The sequence below is a fragment of the Rhodococcus sp. T2V genome, assembly GCF_029269925.1.
Classification (GTDB): Bacteria; Actinomycetota; Actinomycetes; order Mycobacteriales; family Mycobacteriaceae; genus Rhodococcus_F; species Rhodococcus_F koreensis.
The window spans coordinates 1-16,310 of sequence record NZ_JARJBD010000036.1 but is presented as its reverse complement, the minus strand read 5'-3'; the positions used below and the strand labels follow the sequence as shown (position 1 = coordinate 16,310).

General features: G+C 68.0%; 21 protein-coding genes, 1 tRNA gene and 1 other RNA gene. 8 read left to right on the top strand and 15 right to left on the bottom strand.

Going from position 1 to position 16,310, the window contains the following annotated elements:
• Window positions 1–207: 207 nt before the first annotated feature.
• From P3H15_RS27180 to rnpB, 5 genes are all read right to left on the bottom strand, one after another.
• Window positions 208–648, bottom strand: coding sequence for a hypothetical protein (locus P3H15_RS27180; RefSeq protein ID WP_276140073.1), 441 nt, complete (start codon window positions 646–648; stop codon window positions 208–210).
• A gap of 19 nt (window positions 649–667) precedes the next feature.
• A complete protein-coding gene (locus P3H15_RS27175) occupies window positions 668–1,054 on the bottom strand; it encodes a hypothetical protein (RefSeq protein WP_276140072.1) in 387 nt (128 codons plus the stop codon).
• A 257-nt stretch (window positions 1,055–1,311) separates the two neighbouring features.
• Window positions 1,312–1,767, bottom strand: a complete 456-nt coding sequence (locus tag P3H15_RS27170) for a hypothetical protein (RefSeq protein WP_276140071.1) — start codon at window positions 1,765–1,767, stop codon at window positions 1,312–1,314.
• 313 nt (window positions 1,768–2,080) lie between these two features.
• Window positions 2,081–2,725 (bottom strand): DUF2637 domain-containing protein, encoded by a 645-nt coding sequence (locus P3H15_RS27165; protein ID WP_276140070.1) that lies wholly within the window; start codon window positions 2,723–2,725, stop codon window positions 2,081–2,083.
• A gap of 302 nt (window positions 2,726–3,027) precedes the next feature.
• Window positions 3,028–3,465: RNase P RNA component class A (rnpB, locus tag P3H15_RS27160), an RNA gene on the bottom strand.
• Between the two features lie 36 nt (window positions 3,466–3,501).
• Here rnpB and P3H15_RS27155 point away from each other — a divergent pair.
• Together P3H15_RS27155 and P3H15_RS27150 are read left to right on the top strand one after the other, a co-directional pair.
• Window positions 3,502–4,053 (top strand): DUF1697 domain-containing protein, encoded by a 552-nt coding sequence (locus P3H15_RS27155; RefSeq protein ID WP_276140069.1) that lies wholly within the window; start codon window positions 3,502–3,504, stop codon window positions 4,051–4,053.
• Window positions 4,054–4,060: 7 nt separating this feature from the next.
• A complete protein-coding gene (locus P3H15_RS27150) occupies window positions 4,061–5,311 on the top strand; it encodes an SLC13 family permease (protein ID WP_276140068.1) in 1,251 nt (416 codons plus the stop codon).
• Window positions 5,312–5,318: 7 nt separating this feature from the next.
• On the opposite strand, the gene P3H15_RS27145 is transcribed toward P3H15_RS27150, so the two are convergent.
• From P3H15_RS27145 to cobC, 4 genes are all read right to left on the bottom strand, one after another.
• Window positions 5,319–6,422: a bifunctional RNase H/acid phosphatase gene (locus P3H15_RS27145; protein WP_276140067.1), complete on the bottom strand. Its 1,104-nt coding sequence runs from the start codon at window positions 6,420–6,422 to the stop codon at window positions 5,319–5,321.
• On the bottom strand, window positions 6,419–7,156 hold the full coding sequence (locus P3H15_RS27140) for a zinc ribbon domain-containing protein (RefSeq protein WP_276140066.1): 738 nt from the start codon (window positions 7,154–7,156) through the stop codon (window positions 6,419–6,421). Before P3H15_RS27140 ends, P3H15_RS27145 begins: the two co-directional genes overlap by 4 nt.
• Window positions 7,157–7,255: 99 nt before the next feature.
• Window positions 7,256–8,395: a Nif3-like dinuclear metal center hexameric protein gene (locus P3H15_RS27135; protein WP_276140065.1), complete on the bottom strand. Its 1,140-nt coding sequence runs from the start codon at window positions 8,393–8,395 to the stop codon at window positions 7,256–7,258.
• Window positions 8,392–9,462 (bottom strand): Rv2231c family pyridoxal phosphate-dependent protein CobC, encoded by a 1,071-nt coding sequence (gene cobC / locus P3H15_RS27130; RefSeq protein ID WP_276140064.1) that lies wholly within the window; start codon window positions 9,460–9,462, stop codon window positions 8,392–8,394. The genes P3H15_RS27135 and cobC overlap by 4 nt, the downstream gene beginning before the upstream one ends.
• Here cobC and P3H15_RS27125 point away from each other — a divergent pair.
• Genes P3H15_RS27125 through P3H15_RS27115 form a run of 3 tightly spaced genes read left to right on the top strand, consistent with a single transcriptional unit; the run spans window position 9,456 to window position 11,551 of the window.
• Window positions 9,456–10,166, top strand: a complete 711-nt coding sequence (locus P3H15_RS27125; protein ID WP_276140063.1) for an HAD-IA family hydrolase — start codon at window positions 9,456–9,458, stop codon at window positions 10,164–10,166. The two genes, cobC and P3H15_RS27125, sit on opposite strands and share 7 nt — an antisense overlap.
• The gene (locus P3H15_RS27120) at window positions 10,153–10,626 is read left to right on the top strand and encodes a low molecular weight protein-tyrosine-phosphatase (RefSeq protein ID WP_276140062.1); all 474 of its coding nucleotides are present in this window, start codon (window positions 10,153–10,155) and stop codon (window positions 10,624–10,626) included. Before P3H15_RS27125 ends, P3H15_RS27120 begins: the two co-directional genes overlap by 14 nt.
• A gap of 43 nt (window positions 10,627–10,669) precedes the next feature.
• Complete coding sequence (locus tag P3H15_RS27115; RefSeq protein ID WP_276140061.1) at window positions 10,670–11,551, top strand: SURF1 family protein; 882 nt, start codon at window positions 10,670–10,672, stop codon at window positions 11,549–11,551.
• Here P3H15_RS27115 and P3H15_RS27110 read toward each other — a convergent pair.
• Window positions 11,492–12,475: a cobalamin biosynthesis protein gene (locus P3H15_RS27110; RefSeq protein WP_276140060.1), complete on the bottom strand. Its 984-nt coding sequence runs from the start codon at window positions 12,473–12,475 to the stop codon at window positions 11,492–11,494. The genes P3H15_RS27115 and P3H15_RS27110 overlap by 60 nt on opposite strands.
• Before the next feature lie 49 nt (window positions 12,476–12,524).
• On the opposite strand from P3H15_RS27110, the gene P3H15_RS27105 reads away from it, so the two are divergent.
• Together P3H15_RS27105 and P3H15_RS27100 are read left to right on the top strand one after the other, a co-directional pair.
• Window positions 12,525–12,887, top strand: a complete 363-nt coding sequence (locus P3H15_RS27105; RefSeq protein WP_276140059.1) for a DUF5655 domain-containing protein — start codon at window positions 12,525–12,527, stop codon at window positions 12,885–12,887.
• 266 nt (window positions 12,888–13,153) lie between these two features.
• Window positions 13,154–13,345, top strand: a complete 192-nt coding sequence (locus P3H15_RS27100; protein WP_276140058.1) for a hypothetical protein — start codon at window positions 13,154–13,156, stop codon at window positions 13,343–13,345.
• 4 nt (window positions 13,346–13,349) lie between these two features.
• Here the strand turns inward: P3H15_RS27100 and P3H15_RS27095 are convergent, their stop codons facing one another.
• Complete coding sequence (locus P3H15_RS27095; protein ID WP_072945549.1) at window positions 13,350–13,544, bottom strand: hypothetical protein; 195 nt, start codon at window positions 13,542–13,544, stop codon at window positions 13,350–13,352.
• Window positions 13,545–13,642: 98 nt separating this feature from the next.
• Between P3H15_RS27095 and P3H15_RS27090 the strand changes: the two genes are divergently transcribed.
• Window positions 13,643–14,107, top strand: coding sequence for a hypothetical protein (locus P3H15_RS27090; protein ID WP_276140057.1), 465 nt, complete (start codon window positions 13,643–13,645; stop codon window positions 14,105–14,107).
• 61 nt (window positions 14,108–14,168) lie between these two features.
• Here P3H15_RS27090 and P3H15_RS27085 read toward each other — a convergent pair.
• The 4 genes from P3H15_RS27085 to P3H15_RS27070 form a co-directional block, all read right to left on the bottom strand.
• Window positions 14,169–14,240: transfer RNA gene (locus tag P3H15_RS27085), tRNA-Val, on the bottom strand.
• A gap of 32 nt (window positions 14,241–14,272) precedes the next feature.
• Window positions 14,273–14,737, bottom strand: a complete 465-nt coding sequence (locus tag P3H15_RS27080) for a peroxiredoxin (RefSeq protein ID WP_124389883.1) — start codon at window positions 14,735–14,737, stop codon at window positions 14,273–14,275.
• A 42-nt stretch (window positions 14,738–14,779) separates the two neighbouring features.
• Window positions 14,780–15,205: a DUF3052 domain-containing protein gene (locus P3H15_RS27075; protein ID WP_012688155.1), complete on the bottom strand. Its 426-nt coding sequence runs from the start codon at window positions 15,203–15,205 to the stop codon at window positions 14,780–14,782.
• A gap of 168 nt (window positions 15,206–15,373) precedes the next feature.
• Window positions 15,374–15,910 carry a hypothetical protein gene (locus tag P3H15_RS27070; RefSeq protein WP_276140056.1) on the bottom strand — a complete coding sequence of 179 codons (537 nt, stop codon included), beginning with the start codon at window positions 15,908–15,910 and terminating at the stop codon, window positions 15,374–15,376.
• Window positions 15,911–16,310 lie beyond the last annotated feature (400 nt).

The following is a 16,310-nucleotide window of genomic DNA, read 5'->3' as shown; positions in this document are numbered from 1 at the left end:
CCTGCGCCGGGCTGTCGAGGCTTACATCAGCCACCCGCCGCGACATGGAATATTAGACGGACGTACCAGTTTCCGCGAGCCCGGACAGACGAACCCGGCCGGCCATGAGGGCGGCAGGGTTCGCTGCGCCCCGCCTTTCGCCTGGTGAATCGAGTCGATCGTCTCCCTGCGCGAACGGCGTAGCGCGCCGCGCCTCACACGAAGCTGTCAGCTCCGTTTCGCGTCGCGAATGATGAGTCTTCTAATTGGCGGGATGTCAACTGCGAGCGCCAAACCCACTAACAGTGCCGCAAAGACCGCGTCCATCACAAGCCACATGACACTGCCACGATCGACGTCCTGCTGGCGTAGCACATTGGAACCCTGTACGACGCTGAACCCGATGAACAAGAACGCGAGTCGCTTAACCCAATCCAGGAACGTCTTGAGTCCGTTATTTTCGGCAGGAGTTTCCTTTAAGGCGGATACGGCCGCCCTTACGTGTTCGACGAGCACCATCTCAACAGTGCACTTCGTGACAGCGATGGACTTCAGTGTCTCCTGGTAACGCGTAACGGCAAGCGCATACTCGGCAACGGCCTCTTCGCTGAACTTCGTCTCCGCGTCGGTGGAGCCATCCCCATTCGGAAGTATCTCCAGCTTCATCATGGTGGGGGTGCTTTCCGAGTCAGCCAACGAGGTGAGGTCCCTGTCTCTTCGCGAGGTAGCCAACAGCGTCGGCGAAGTGGTCTGCGTCCCTCTTCAGTAGGACATCGTCTTCCGGCTGCTCCTGAAGGACGATGCGGAATTCATCACGCCGTTGTTTCCGGGAGGAGAAAGGGAGGACGCGGATGCCTGCCAGAGCAAGCGGAATTCCGATGGCGCCACCGATCACCACAGCTGCCAGGGAGAAGCCGTTGCTTGCCAACTGGTCCGCCAAGGGTAAAAACCCCACAATGCTTGCGGCGGCAACCAGAGCGGTCAGGAGGCCCTGGAACCTGTTCGCAGCTTTCCGGACACGGGTAATCGTGATCTTGACAGGGCGCTCACGGCGCTCCTCTTCCAGCTTGGTCATAACCACACGGGCAATACGATCCGCATCACGTGACGGGATTCCCTTGCGAACGAGAGCGTCGACCAATTCCGCGCGTAGGGTCTCGCTGCGACCAGCACTCAGAGGAATTGAGGAATCAGACATTCCCACCTCCAGATACCGAATTCATTCACTACCCTCCAACCCCATGATTCCGCAAGTATGCACGACGGCGATACCCAATGGGCAATTACTCCCGGGTACGGTGTGCCTTCGGCAGAGCAATTCTGGACCCACCGTCAGTTCTCCAGTGTCCATGTGCAACCGATCGTCTGAACGATCTGCCCTTCGTCGAGCTGCATGTATCCGGGCCCCATTGTGGAGCTGCCGCCTTGAGCCTCGTCCAGTCCTGCACCTTTGTACGGCAGGAATGTCCACGCGCACATTCCCATGTCCGATCGGGGCCCCTGCGTGGAGTAGGTACCGGCGGCGACATCGCTACCCACCGCGAATATTCCGTCGCCGATCGTGGTCTTCGGGGTCTTCACGGGCGGAGCTGTCGTGGTCACCGGCGCAGCCACAGGCTGCCGAGAGGTCGTTGTTGGCGCAGCAGACGGGGTGGCTACCACCGTGACAGTGCGGTAAACAGTCACCGTTTCCGGGGCTGGTGTCGATGCCTTGTCGCCGTCGCCGCATCCTGCAGCACTGAGGGCCACGCTGGCAATGACTGCACTCGCCAAGATCATCTTCTTCACCCGCGCATCAAACCAGACGAAGCGGACGTGGGGTATAGGTCGAACGAATGAGCTTCAGCGCGTGCGACGCGCGAAACGACTGGGGCTTCCCTCCCCAGCCGATCCGCGCGAGTTGGACGATACAGCTACAGCCTGCCCAGTGTCGAACAAATGTGCGAAAATCTGGGAGTGAAGTCCGTCGAACCTGGGACGCCACAATGCCCGAACGGGCATCCTCTCGGGCCGAACGCGTGCATCGTCGGCTGGGAGGTGTGTGCCTGCGATTGCGCCAGCAATGGTGGCCATAGGACGCACTACTGCCGGAGGTGCAGCGTCACAATCCGGACGCCACCGTGCGTCGAGCCTGCACCTCAGGCCGATCGGTGGGCGGGTGCGTAGCGTGCTTCTTCACCCAGCGTCGCACTGTGGTCTCAGTGACGCCGACGATGCGTGCGACTGCCCGCTGGGAGTGGTCGGTAGTCGCGAGCAGGCGGAGCGCGACGTCGCGCCGTTCTTCGGGCGCCATCCCAGCAGGCGGCGGTCCATCTTCGACGGCCGCGACGTCGACTGCCTGCGCCGGGACCTCGTCCGTCACCGTAAGTGCGACGCCCTGCGACTCAGGGCGCATTCTGCGCGCCAGCTCCAGAGCGAACGGAAGGCACGCCGCGGGGACGATCGTCACGGCCGCGGTCGCAGCGCTCGGCAGGGGCCCGGGCGGGACTAGTGCGTTCATGACAGCCGCGAGGATTGATACCGCGGTGCCTGCGACGAGCATCGCCCATGGGTACCAGCGCGACGACTCGAGTCTCAGCACGCCGCGTGCCGCCATGATCGCGAGGCCGTCGACGATCAGCGGCCAGAGATACGCGCCATACCCATATCCCGCACGTAGCGCGAGGTCGACGAGCTTCGAGTAGCTGAGGATGAACGCAACGATCGCAATGCCGTAGGCGAGATGGGAGTCGATCTGATTCTTCACCGGTCTATAACCCTTCGGTGTGATGTGCCCTACACGAAGCGCAGGCGGGGCGGAGGCACGGCCAGCGAACGACGCCAACCACGAGTGGCCACACGCGTGCGCCGTGACAGCGATGCCGCCTTCGCTCCCCCGCACGCCAGGCGTACGGGATGGGGGTATGGGTATTGAGCCGGTCCCGTCTGGTCCCGTCACTCGAGATAATTCACCGCGTTTGGTGCGCCTCAAGCGCAAACAACTAGCCGTGGAAAAAGCGATCCTGATCTGCGAAAACGACACGACCAGGATCTGCGCGAGAATGTGGGCGGACGAGTTGGCGTGTAAGCCGGATCCTGTCCCCGGCGCCGAAGCGCCGGGTGGCGACCATCCATCTGGGCACACCGTCGCCGGGTACCTCGAGCGGTTCACCCGCAGGCTCGGGCGAGCAGCCCTCGAACACCTGCGCAGCCGCACCGCGTTCCCGGAGGACCCGATGCGGCCTTCAACCTTGCTCCGGGCGGGGTTTACCTAGCCACCCCGGTCACCCGGGGTGCTGGTGCGCTCTTACCGCACCGTTTCACCCTGACCGACACCGCACCCCGGAGGATGTGGCGTCGGCGGTCTGTTTTCTGTGGCACTGTCCCGCGAGTCACCTCGGGTTGCCGTTAACAACCACCCTGCTCTGTGGAGTCCGGACTTTCCTCGACTCGGGGCCTGCGCACTGATGTGCTGGTTCCCCGTGCCGCGGTCGCCCGGCCAACTCGTCCGCCCGATCAGCCTACAGTTCGCGCGAACGTGTCATGCCGCCGCACTATGGTCTGAGCATGACCCGATACGCCGCCCTCCTGCGCGGTATCAACGTGGGCGGCATCAACATCAAGATGGCCGACCTTCGCAGCACCTTCGCCGAGCTGGGATTCGAGAACGTGAAGACCGTCCTCGCGTCGGGCAACGTGCTGTTCGATTCCGACCGCGACGACGTCCCCGTGCTGAAGAGCGACATCGAATCGGCACTGCGCGCCGACTTCCACTACGAAGCCTGGGTTTTCGTCCTCGACGTCGACACGATCCGGAAGATCGTCGACGACTACCCGTTCGACCCCGAGCGAGAAGGCTGGCACCCGTACGTGCTGGTGACTCCCGACCCCGAGGTCCTGGACACGCTGCTGCGGATCCGGGACGACCTGGACCCGGAGGTCGAACGCGTGCAGGCCGGAGACGGCGTCCTGTACTGGGAGGTGGAACGGGGCATGACGCTGAAGAGCACGTTCGGCAAGAGCACCGGCACTCCCAAACTCAAGGCCTTCACCACCACGCGGAACCTGCGCACCCTCCTCAAGCTCCTGAAGTGACCCGCCGGTGACTGTTCTGGCAGTGGCGCTCGTCGCCGCGGTCCTCGTCTTCGCGGTCGTCCGTCCTCGTCGGTTACCCGAGATCGTCGCGGCCGCACCGGCCGCCGTCATCGTGCTGGCCACCGGTCTGGTGACGCCGGCGCAGGCCCGGGACGAAGTGACCGAGATGGCCCCGACCGTCGGGTTCCTCGCGGCGATCCTCGTCCTCGCGCACCTCGCGGACGCGATGGGTGTGTTCACCTGGATCGCGGCCCGGCTGCGGCGCGGGGCCCGCGGAGATCCGAAGCGGTTGCTGACGCTCGTGTTCGGGGCCGCGGCACTCACCACGGCCGTGCTGAGTCTCGATGCGACGGTGGTGCTGCTGACGCCGGCGGTGATCGCGACGGCCCGCTCGCTGCGGATGGATCCGCGCCCCCATTCGTATGCCACGGCTCACCTCTCGAACACGGCGTCGACGCTGCTGCCCGTCTCCAACCTGACGAACCTGATCGCCTTTTCCGCGACGGGGTTGACCTTTCTCCATTTCACCGCCGTCATGGCGCTGCCCTGGGCGGTGGCGATCGTCGTCGAACTGATCCTGTTCCGGATGTTCTTCCGCCGCGACCTGGTTCGGCCCGACACCGAACCGGAACCGGCCCGCGATCCACCCGCACCGACCGTCGCACTGTCGATCATCGCCGCGACGCTCGCCGGTTTCGCGGTGTCCGGCTTCGTGGGAATCGCGCCGGCATGGGTGGCGGCGGCGGGGGCGATCGTGCTCGGCGTCGTCGCACTGCGCGACGGCCGCACCGACTTCGGCCGCATCCTGTATTCGGTCGACGTGTGGTTCTGCGCGTTCGTCCTGGTCCTCGGCGTCGTCGTCGCCGGCGTCGCGAACGGCCCGATCGGCGACTGGATCGGCTCCCGGCTGCCGACCGACACGTCGTTCGCGGCCCTGCTCACGATGGCCGTCGTCGCGGCTGTCGCCGCGAATCTGGTGAACAACCTCCCCGCCACACTGCTCCTGCTGGCGGCGCTCGGACCCCACCCCCCGACCGCCCTCGTCCTGGCGATGCTGCTCGGGGTGAACCTCGGCCCCAACCTCACCTACGTGGGGTCGCTGGCGATCATGCTGTGGCGGCGGGTCTCAGCGCGAGCCGGGTCACCCGCGGATCTGCGGACCTTCACGATTCTCGCGCTGGTGACCACGCCGCTGACCCTGCTCGCGGCCGTCGTTGCCCTCTGGGCCTGTGAGTACTTGTTAACCGCCGGCGGTTAACAAGTACTCACAGGTGGGAGGTGTCGTTGACCAGGCGGACGGACGAGCCACCGTCGGGGTAGAACTCGGCGATGCTCAGCGACGCCAGATCCAGGTGCAGCCGGTACAGCAGCGACGGTCCCGCGTCGAGCGCCAGTTGCAGCAGGGTCTTGATCGGGGTCACGTGCGTGACGACGAGGATCGTGGAGCCGCCGTAGGTGGCGGTGAGGTCGTCGCGGACCTTCACTATCCGCTCCCGGACCTCGTCGAAGCTCTCCCCCGCCGGCGGTCGCACCGACGTGTCCGACAACCACTTGCGGTGCAATTCGGGGTCGCGGTCGGCGGCCTCCCTGAACGTGAGGCCCTCCCACTCGCCGAAGTCGGTTTCGGTGAGGCCCTCGTGCACGGTGACCGGGAGCCCGAGCACCTTCGCCGCCGCCGCCGCGGTCTGCTGCGCGCGCCCCAGCGGGGACGACACCACGGCCGCGATGCCGTCGTTGCCCGCGAAGCGCGAAGCCGCGCCGTTCGCCTGGGCCAGCCCGATCTCGGTGAGCGCCGGGTTCCCGCGACCCGAGTACCGCCGGTCGACGGACAGGACGGTCTGCCCGTGCCGGAGCAGCAGCATCCGGGTCGGGGCGCCGGTCGTGTCCATCCAGCCCGGCGCCGCCGGGGTGGGCTTGTCCGACGCCGCGGCGGCCGGTTCCGGTTCGGCGCCGTAACCGGCGGCACCGTCCATGGCCTCGTTGGCGAGGCGGTCGGCGTGCGCGTTCTCGGCCCGCGGAATCCAGGTGTACGTCACGGAATCGAACTTCCGGGCGAGTTCCGACGCCCGGCGCTGCAGCGGAATCATGTCCGGGTGTTTGACCTTCCAGCGCCCGGACATCTGCTCGACCACCAGCTTGGAGTCCATCCGCACGTCCACCCCGGACGCGCCGAGTTCCGCGGCGGCCTCGAGCCCGGCGATCAGCCCCCGGTATTCGGCGACGTTGTTCGTGACGGTGCCGAGGCTTTCCTTGCGTTCGGCGAGGACGGCGCCGTCGGCGGCGGCGAACACCACGGTGCCGTAGCCTGCGGGTCCGGGATTGCCGCGCGACCCACCGTCGGCCTCGACGACGACGCGACCGACACTCACAGACCCGACTCCTTGGTGCGCACCAGGATCGCGCCGCACTCGGAGCAGCGCACCACGACGTCGGGTGCGGTGCCGGTGATGCGGGAGATCTCGCCGCGGTCGAGTTCGATGCGGCACGCTCCGCAGCGGCGGGCCTGCAGCAGTGCCGCGCCGACGCCGTGCTGGCTGCGCTGCTTCTCGTAGACGGTGATCAGGTCGGCGGGGAACTGGTCGGCGAGTGCCGCCCGGTCCCGGGTGCAGCGCTGCTCCGCGGCGTCCAGGTCGGCGACGGCGTCGTCGCGGCGGCGGGACGCGTCGATGAGGTCTTCCTCGACCTGCGACAGCTGCGCACCGGCGTGGTCGTGGTCGGACTGCGACGCCTCGCGCCGTTCCATCACCTCGAGCAGTTCGTCCTCGAGCAGTCCCTGACGGCGGACGAGGCTGCCGAGTTCGTGTTCGAGTTCGGTGAGCTGCTTCGATCCGACCGTTCCGCTCTCGAGGAGCTTGCGGTCGCGGTCCTCACGCTGACGGACGGCGTCGACCTCGCCTTCGAGCTTACGGATGTCGCGGTCGAGGTCGTCGAGGATGATCTCCACGGCCACGGCCGCATCCTTACGGGTGACGCGCTCCGCCTCGAGCCGCTCGACTTCCTGACGCTCCGGGAGCGCGGTGCGTCGGTGGGCGATCCTCGACAGCTCCGCATCGACGCCGGCGAGGTCGAGAAGCTTGGACTGCACCTGTGGTTCGACGTTCACGCGTGGTAACTCCTGCTGTCTTCTGTGAAGGGTTCTTCTGCGGCAGATTGCTGGGTGTCAACCGTACCCCGGCGCATCACGGGTTTCGGCCGGACGGCGCTACGACGACGGCGCGCTGACCGACCACGGATCGGTGCGGACCGCGGACACCTGCACCTGCCACCCCGGTGTGTGCGCGAACGCGGTGTCGAGCACACCCTTCGCCTGTTCGCACCACGGTTGCTCGCTCGCCCAGTGCGCGACGTCGACCAGGGCCGGACCGCCGGCGCGCAGGTGCTCGTCGGCCGGGTGGTGTCGCAGATCGGCGGTCACGTAGGCGTCCACGCCGAGACGTGCGACGTCGTCGAGGAACGAGTCGCCCGAGCCACCGCACACGGCGACGGTGCGGATCGTGGCTTCGGGGTCGCCCGCGGCCCGCACACCCCACGTGGTTGCGGGCAGCGCGCCCGCCACCCGGTCGGTGAAGTCGCGCAGTGTCAGCGGTTCGGGTAGCTCGCCGACGCGTCCGAGTCCGCGGGGGCCGGGGAACGTCGCCGTCTCGAACACGTCGAACGCGACCTCCTCGTACGGGTGGGCGGCGCGCATGGCGGCGAGCATCTTCGGCCGGAGCCCCCGCGGTGCGATCACCTCCACCCTGCTCTCCTCCACCCGTTCGAGCGCGCCGACCGCGCCGAGTGCCGGACTCGCGCCGTCGGTCGGGAGGAACTGGCCCTGACCGGTCACGGACCAGCTGCAGTCGCGGTAGTTGCCGATGCGTCCGGCGCCGGCGTCGAACAGGGCGCGGCGGACCGTGTCGGCGTCACCGGCGGGGACGAGGATCACCCATTTGTCGAGGTTCTCGGTGGGTTGCGGCTCGATCGGCCCGGTGACGGTGAGCCCGAGCGCCGCCGCGAGGGCGTCGGAGACGCCGGGGTCCGCGGAGTCGGCGTTGGTGTGCGCGGTGAACAGGGCGCAGCCGGCCTTGATCAGCTTGTGGACGAGCGCACCCTTCGGGGTGTGGGCGCCGACGGTGTCGACTCCGCGGAGCAGCAGCGGGTGGTGGACGAGGAGCAGGTCCGCGCCGGCGGCGATCGCCTCGTCGACCACCGCGGCGGTCGGATCGACCGCGACCGTCACCGTCGCCACCGTGTCGTCCGGGTCGCCGCACACGAGGCCAACGGAGTCCCACGACTCGGCGAGGGCGGGCGGGTAGGCCGCATCCAGGGTCGCCATCACGTCGGCGAGACGCACCGGGTTCACAGGATCTCCTTCATCGCGTCGACGAGCACGGCGGTCTGCTCCGCGGGGCGCACCGCGACACGGAGGAAGTCCGGTCCGAGTCCGGGGAACGTGTCGCAGCGGCGCACGGCGATGCCCCGTTCGCGCAGGTGCTTGCGCATCAGTTCGCCGTCCGGCAGGCGGAGCAGCAGGAACGGCGCGGCGGCGGGCCGGTGCACGGCGACGCCGATCCCGCTCAGCCGCCGGACCATGTCTTCGCGCCACTCCCCCAGCACCACGGCATGGTCGCGGGCGGCGGCGACGGCCTGCGGTTCGCTGCACGCGGCGATCGCCTCCACCTGCAGGCTGCCCACCGGCCAGTGCGCCCGTCCCACCTGCAGTCGTTCGAGGATCTCGGGGGGCCCGAGCGCGTACCCGCAGCGCAGTCCCGCCAGCGCCCACGTCTTGGTGAGACTGCGGAGCACCAGCACGTCGGGCAGCGCGCGACCGGCCAGCGACTCGTCCTCGTCCGGGACCGCGTCCATGAACGCCTCGTCGACGACGACGATCCGGCCCGGTTGGCGCAACCGCAGGATCGCCTCGGCGGGGTGCAGTACCGACGTCGGGTTGGTCGGGTTGCCGATCACGACGAGATCGGCCGATTCCGGGACCGTCGCCGAGTCGAGGACGTACGGGTCGTCGAGCAGCACCTGCGTGACCGGCACCTGCGCCTCCCGCAGCGCCCACTCCGGTTCGGTGAACGACGGGTGGATCAGCGCCGCCTCCCGCACTCCGAGCCGTGGCAGCAACGAGAACCCCTCGGCGCCCCCGGCGAGCAGCAGCACCTCCCCGGGTGTCCGGCCGTGCCGGGACGCCACCGCGGTCCGGGCCGCGAGATCGGCCGCGACCGTCGGGTACCTGCCCAGGTGCGCCAGCGCGTCGGCGAGGCGGAGGCGCAGCCAGTCCGGTGGCCCGTCACCTTGCACGTTGACTGCGAAATCGAGGAGTCCGGGCCCCGCATCCACGTCTCCGTGGTGACGCAGGCTCTCCCGGCTCCCGGCACGAATGTCCACGATTGTCGAGCCTAAGGGACAATGGTCCGGTGACATCTCTCTCCACCTCCGCGTCCACCGCCCCGTCTGCCTCTTCTGCCCTGTCGGCACCGATCGTGCTGTTCGACCTCGACGGCACGCTGACCGATTCCGCGCCCGGCATTCACGCCGGCTTCCGCCATGCGCTCGCGACGATCGGTCAGCCGGAACCGACCGGCGAGATGATCGACGCCGTCATCGGCCCGCCGATGATCGACACGTTCCGGTCGATGGGACTGGGCGAAGACCTCGTGCAGCAGGCGATCGCCGCCTACTTCGAACGCTACGACCGCGTGGGGTGGTCGGAGAACGCCGTCTTCGACGGCATCGAGAAGGTGCTCGTCGCCGCCCGCGACAGCGGCAGGAGGCTCGCCGTCGCCACGTCGAAGTCCGAGCGGTTCGCGATCCGCATCCTCGAACACTTCGAACTCGCGCACTACTTCGAGTTCATCGGCGGAGCCAGCGACGACGGCAGTCGCCGCGCCAAGTCCGACGTGATCGCCCATTCGCTGCGGAACCTCGGAGTCACCGCCACCGAGGGCGCCACCGCCGACGTCCTGATGATCGGCGACCGCGACCACGACGTCCTCGGCGCCGCGCACTGGGGCATCCCCGCGGTGTTCGTCGAGTGGGGTTACGGGTTCCCCACCGAGGCCGAGCGCGCGCACACGACGGCGCAGACCGTCGCCGACCTCGGGAAGCTGCTCGATGACGCGGCCTGACACCCCGCTGCACGTCACGTTCGTGTGCACCGGCAACATCTGCCGCTCCCCCATGGCCGAGAAGATCTTCGCCGAACACCTCCGGCGGGAATCCCTCGACGATCGGGTGATGGTGAGCAGCGCCGGGACCCACGGCTGGCACGTCGGCCGTGAGGCCGACATCCGCACCAACGAGACCCTGAAGCTGAACGGCTATCCGACGGGCCACACGGCCGCGGAGGTCGGCCCGTTCCACCTCGGCGCCGATCTGGTGGTCGCTCTCGCGGCCAACCACGACCGTGAGCTTGCCCACATGGGCGTGCCCGACGAGCGCCGCCGGTTGCTGCGCAGTTTCGACCCGGACGCCGACACGTCGTCCGTGCCCGACCCGTTCTACGGGGACCTCGAGGACTTCGAACGGGTCCGCCTCCAGATCGAGGCCGCGGTGCCCGGGCTGCTCGACTGGGTGCGCAGCCGGTAACCCACGATCAGGGTCCCGACCTGCGAGCGGCTACCGTGGAGGCGTGCGAAGGCTGAGATTTCTGTTGCGACCCGGCTGGTTGGTGTTGGCCTTGGTGGTCGCCGGATTCGCCTTCATGTGTTTCTACGTGCTCGCGCCGTGGCAGCTCGGCAAGAACACGTCCACGGAGCACCGGAACCAGCTGATCGCCGACTCGGTCGACGCCGAGCCCGTCCCGCTGGAGACCCTGCTGTCCGGCGGTGCGGCGAATCCGGACGACGAGTGGCGCCGCGTCACCGCGACCGGGTCGTACGTGCAGAACAGTGATCTGCTGGTCCGGCTGCGGTCCATCGAGTCGCAACCCGCGTACGAGGTCCTGACCCCGCTGCAGCTGACCGACGGCCGCACCATCCTGGTCAACCGCGGCTACGTGCGCCCGATCCAGGGCACCGAGGCGCCGCCGGTGGATCCGCCGCCGGCCGGGCCGGTGACGCTCGACGGTCGCGTCCGCAAGTCCGAGGGCACCATCGCGGGCAAGGAACCGATCGACGAGAACGGGCTCCGGCAGGTGTACTATATCGACGCGGGCCAGATCGGCGATTTCATCGGCGCCGACCTCGTCGACGCGTACGTGCAACTCGAACCCGATCAGCCGGGTGGCCTCGGCACCATTCCGCTCCCGCAACTCGACGCGGGCCCGTACCTGTCGTACGGCTTGCAGTGGCTGGCGTTCGGCATCATGGCCCCGCTCGGCCTGGCCTACTTCATCCGCGCGGAGTGGCGCGAACGCCGCAAGGAGAAGTCCGCGAAGGCCGCCGACGACGCCACCCCTGCTCCCGCGCCCGTGGCCCGGAAGAAGCCGTTCACCCGGAGCAAGCCGGTGGAATCAGCGCCGAGGACGGCGGCAGAAGCGAAACTGGCCGACCGCTACGGCAAGGGCCGCTGACACCAGCGCCGCACCACCCTGCACCGCGGTCGACAGCCGCACCGCACGGTCGAGGTCGACGGGCCGGGGCGACGGCCCGGATCCGAGCACGGGTCGCATCTCGACGCCGTGCGCGTATTCGGTGCGCCCGCCCAGCGAGATCCCGAGAGCGCCCGCTGCGCTGGCCTCCGCGACACCGGCGTTGGGGCTGGGGTGCTGGGACGCGTCGCGCCGCCACGCCTCCCACGCCTCCTTCGGCGACCCGCCGACCGCCGGCGCGGCGACGACCGACAGCGCACCCGTGAGGCGGGCGGGCAGCAGATTGAGAACGTCGTCCCACCGCGCCGCGGCCCAGCCGAAGTTGCCGTACTTCGGCGAGCGGTAGCCGACCATCGCGTCCAGGGTGTTGGACGCCCGGTAGACGAACAGTCCGGGGATGCCGGCCACCGCGCCCCACAGGAACGCCCCGACCGCGGAATCGGACGTGTTCTCGGCCACCGACTCCAGCGTCGCCCGGGTGAGCCCGTCGACGCCGAGCACGCTGGGGTCGCGACCGCACAGCGACGGCAGCAGGGCGCGGGCGGAGGCGAGGTCGTCCGCCTCGAGGTGCGCGGCCATCCTCGACCCGGTCCGCCCCAGGGACGTTCCGCCGAGCACCGCCCACGCCGCGACGGCGGTCGCGGCCGCCTCGCCGGCCCACCCCCCGCGCCGCGCCGCCCGGGCCGCGGCGACCCCCAGACCGGCCGCTCCACCGACCAGAACGCCGACGTGCACGATCCCCGACGACCGGGAGTCGCGGTACGTCGCCTTCTCCAATGCCATTGCCGTGCGGCCGAATCCGGCCACGGGATGCCATCGGACCGGGTCGGCGAACGCGCGGTCGGCGGCGAAGCCGAGGAGCAGGCCTGCGGCGCGCGCGGTGGCGGGGCGGGAGGTTCGATGCACGCCGCTATTTGTATCAACTAACGTTGCAGGCGATGTAAAGGAGCGTCCCATGAGTGCCGCGATCGACGAGTACCTGGCAGGCAAGGACCCGGACGCCACCGAGCGCCTACTGCAGTTCCGTGACCTCGTTCTGGCGTGCGGCGAGGTGGACGAGCGCGTCCACCGGACCGAGATCGCGTGGGCTCGAGCCCGCGTCTTCGCTGCCGCGTTCATCTATTCGTCGCGGCTCGAGATCGCCCTCGACCTGCGCCGCCGCGTCCATCACCCGCAGTTGCGGGAGGCGTTTCCCACCACGAAGACGGTGATCACGCACCGGTTGACGATCACCTCCGACGATCAGCTCGACGACACCCTGGCCGCGCTCCTCGCGGAGGCCTACGACACGGTGGGTCCGGGCACGCGCAACCGGTAGAGGCCGGCCGGGCCGGACGGAAACGTTCCGGCCGGAATGTCCGATTCCGTGAAACTCTCCTGAGGAACTCGCCAAGCGCCCTTTCGTGCGCCTACCATGGTATTTGCCGCCTCGTTCCCCCCATTCAGGGGCGGCGCACGGCCCCGCCCCGCTCACATCTTCGGTGCTGACTCAACACACCCACGTGGCCCGGCGGGGTTCCGCGCGTCCGTGGGGAATTTCAGTGAGCCATTGGAATCGGCGACTGGGCCTGAGACGATCGAAGGGTGTCCAGCGATGTGACGAAGCTCGGCGACGACGAACTGCTCGCGCTTCTCGCCGAGCACCGAGCGCTGCTCGGCGAGTCGATCGCGAACGATTACGGCTGCGGAACGGTGCGCACCGTCACCAGCCGGATCGCCGAATTCGAGGCCGAACTCGATCGCCGCGGATCGACGGCCTCGCGACACGGCACCTGACCGGCTACCGGGAGGGGCGGCTCGTGGCCGGCGCAGCCCAGACGCCGGCCACTCCCCCGCCGTCCTCGTAACGGTCGATCTTGACGATGCCCGCCCCGGGCTCGGTGGGCCGGTGCGTCTCGTTGACGGCCTGGAAGTCTGATTCGAAGGTTCTGTCGCTCGACGTGCCGTTGCGCAGCGTTACCTTGTACCTGGACATATCAGGAATATGCCACCGCAGGCGAAGCTCCGGGCGATGAACAGGTTAACTCCACGAAACCAGTCGGAGCACCGCAGCCGAACTACGGCTTCCCTCCGATGGCAGGACGTCTGCTGGGGTACCTGTTCGTGTGCGACCCGCCGCGGCAGACGATCGACGAGCTGGGCGAAGCCCTGACCTGGACCCGGCGAGTCAGCAACTCAGCGAGCGACTGCCTGAGTTACGGAACGAACGGCACACACGCCGCGATGCGCTCCGAGCCCGGCGAACCAGCACACTCGATCGAGAAGGGGACGTGCATCATGACTGAATCCGACCTGTCCGCTCTGCGCGAGCGGGCCGCGAACGGCGACCCGACGGCCGTCGACATCCTGATCGAACTCGCCGGCGAGCGGGGTGACATGGCCGAACTCCGGCGCCTCGCCGAAGGTGGCAGCTCCGACGCGGCCGACCAGCTCATCGAAGTCGCCACCGAACTGGGCGACCTGGACGAACTCCGGCGCCTCGCCGACAGCGGAAACATCACCGCCGCCGAGCAGCTCGCGGAACTCACCGCGGAGTGACGCCGGCGAAACGAGAAAGCCCCGACCGCGCACGAACGCAGATCGGGGCCTTGCCTGACGGTGGGCGCGGAGGGTTTCGAACCCCCGACCGCTGGTGTGTAAAACCAGAGCTCTACCACTGAGCTACACGCCCGAACATCCGGCGAGAACCTCGCCGGATGCGCATCAGGACTCTAGCGTGGCGAGCGCTTTCTCCCAAGCTCCCTGGTCACGGGCCTCTCCGGGCCCGTTCATCTCGGCGAACCGGATGATGCCGTCCTTGTCGATGACGAAGGTGCCGCGGTTCGCGAAGCCCAGCTTGTCGTTGAAGACGCCGTACTGCTGCGCGACCGCGCCGTGCGGCCAGAAGTCGGCGAGCAGCGGGAACGTGTATCCCTGCTCGGCGGACCAGATCTTGTGGGTCGGCGACGCACCGACGGAGAGGGCGAGGATCGCCGTCTCGTCGTTCTCGAACTTCGGCAGTTCGTCGCGAACCTTGCAGAGCTCACCCTGGCACGTTCCGGTGAACGCGAGCGGGTAGAACACGAGCAGGACGTTCTTCTTTCCGCGGTAATCGGAAAGCGTCACCTCCTGGTTGTTCTGGTCCTTGAGGGTGAAATCGGGGGCAGTGGTGCCCACCTCGAGCGGCATGACGTGATTCCTTCGGTGAGTGAACGGGAAAGGTGAGACTGTTCAGCGCTTGTTCGCGGGGCGCGACTTCGGCTGAACCAGACGGCTTCCCGACCAGTCTCCGAGATTTGCCGCCGACGTCTGGGTGAGACCGGCTGTGGGTGCGGACTCGGCGATCTCGCTGGGCTCCACGTGACCGGGCTGACCGGTCTTGGGGGTGAGGACCCACACGAATCCATCGTCGGCCAGGGGCCCGATGGCATCCATGAGGGCGTCGACGAGGTCTCCGTCTTCGTCGCGCCACCACAGCAGCACGACGTCGATGACCTCGTCGGAATCCTCGTCCAGCAGTTCTCCACCGATGGTGTCCTCGACCGCGGCACGCAGGTCGTCGTCGGTGTCCTCGTCCCAGCCCAGTTCCTGTACCGCCATGTCGGCAGTGATCCCGAGTTTCTGAGCGTAGTTTTGGGCGTCCGCCGCGGCGACCACGGTGGGGTCCTCCTTTTGTTGACGGTGCTCGGATACCCGAACACCTGCCGGATGAAGATCAATTAGGTGAAAGCGAACATGCTCGAACGCTTTCGCGCAAGCCGACCACGCGAATTTTTCTGAGAATGTAGTGATGCGTGGTCATCGACCGAGCCTACGGTGCCGGAGTCACGATGTGGGGCAGGCTGCCCGAATCGAGTCGCTGAGCTCGTCTCCACGGCTCGCGAGAGTGTTCAGAATGTCTCCGCGTTGCCCGCTGTCGACGGCCGCCGCGAGTTCGCGATAGTTGTTCGCGTAATCGGTGAGGAGTCCGGTCAGGTCCGGGGGAAGTGCGGGTGTGGCGGCGTTCGCGCCGTCCGCGGCCGACCGGAGTGCCGCCGCCGCGGCACTCGCTTTCGCGCCGGTGTCCGCGGCTTCGGCGTTGGCGGCATCGATGAACGTGTTGTAGGTGTCGATCGTGTCGCCGGCCCGGGTCACGAACATCGTGCACTGCTCCACGAGCGCCTCCCGCTCGGCCGCAGCCTTCTGCGAGGACGACGCGGCCACCGATGAGGACGTCGCTTCGGCGGCGTACTCGGCGGCCTGGGAATCGTTCTGCTGCGCGGTTCCCTCGATATCGCCGGCACATCCGGCGATGACGCCGGCGCCGACGATCGCCGCGGCGGCAGCACTCAGCAGCCCCCAGCGGCGCGACGACGTGCGCATTCGTCTCCCCCATGTTTTCGACGACATCGATAAATTCAACATTCGCCCCCGGATCTGCGCAAACGCTACCGAAGAGTAACCCGAGCACGGTGTGCCGACCGCGCCGCAATGGGGAAAGATGAGGGTGCGCCATATTCATAAAGGAGATGGATCGGGCCTAACAAGGCCGCGATCGCATGGAGAGGACGCCACACCGCGCGTCCCACCACAATGAGGAGCAACGTTGTCAGACCTGATCCAGGGACCCGCGTCTAAACCGGATTCCGCCGCACCCGGCGCCGGAGCGGCCCAACCTTCCAACCCCAGTGCGACCCCGGGTTCCGACGGACGCGTGCGCGTCATCCGTGAGGGTGTTGCGTCGTATCTGCCGGATATCGATCCGGATGAGACCACGGAGTGG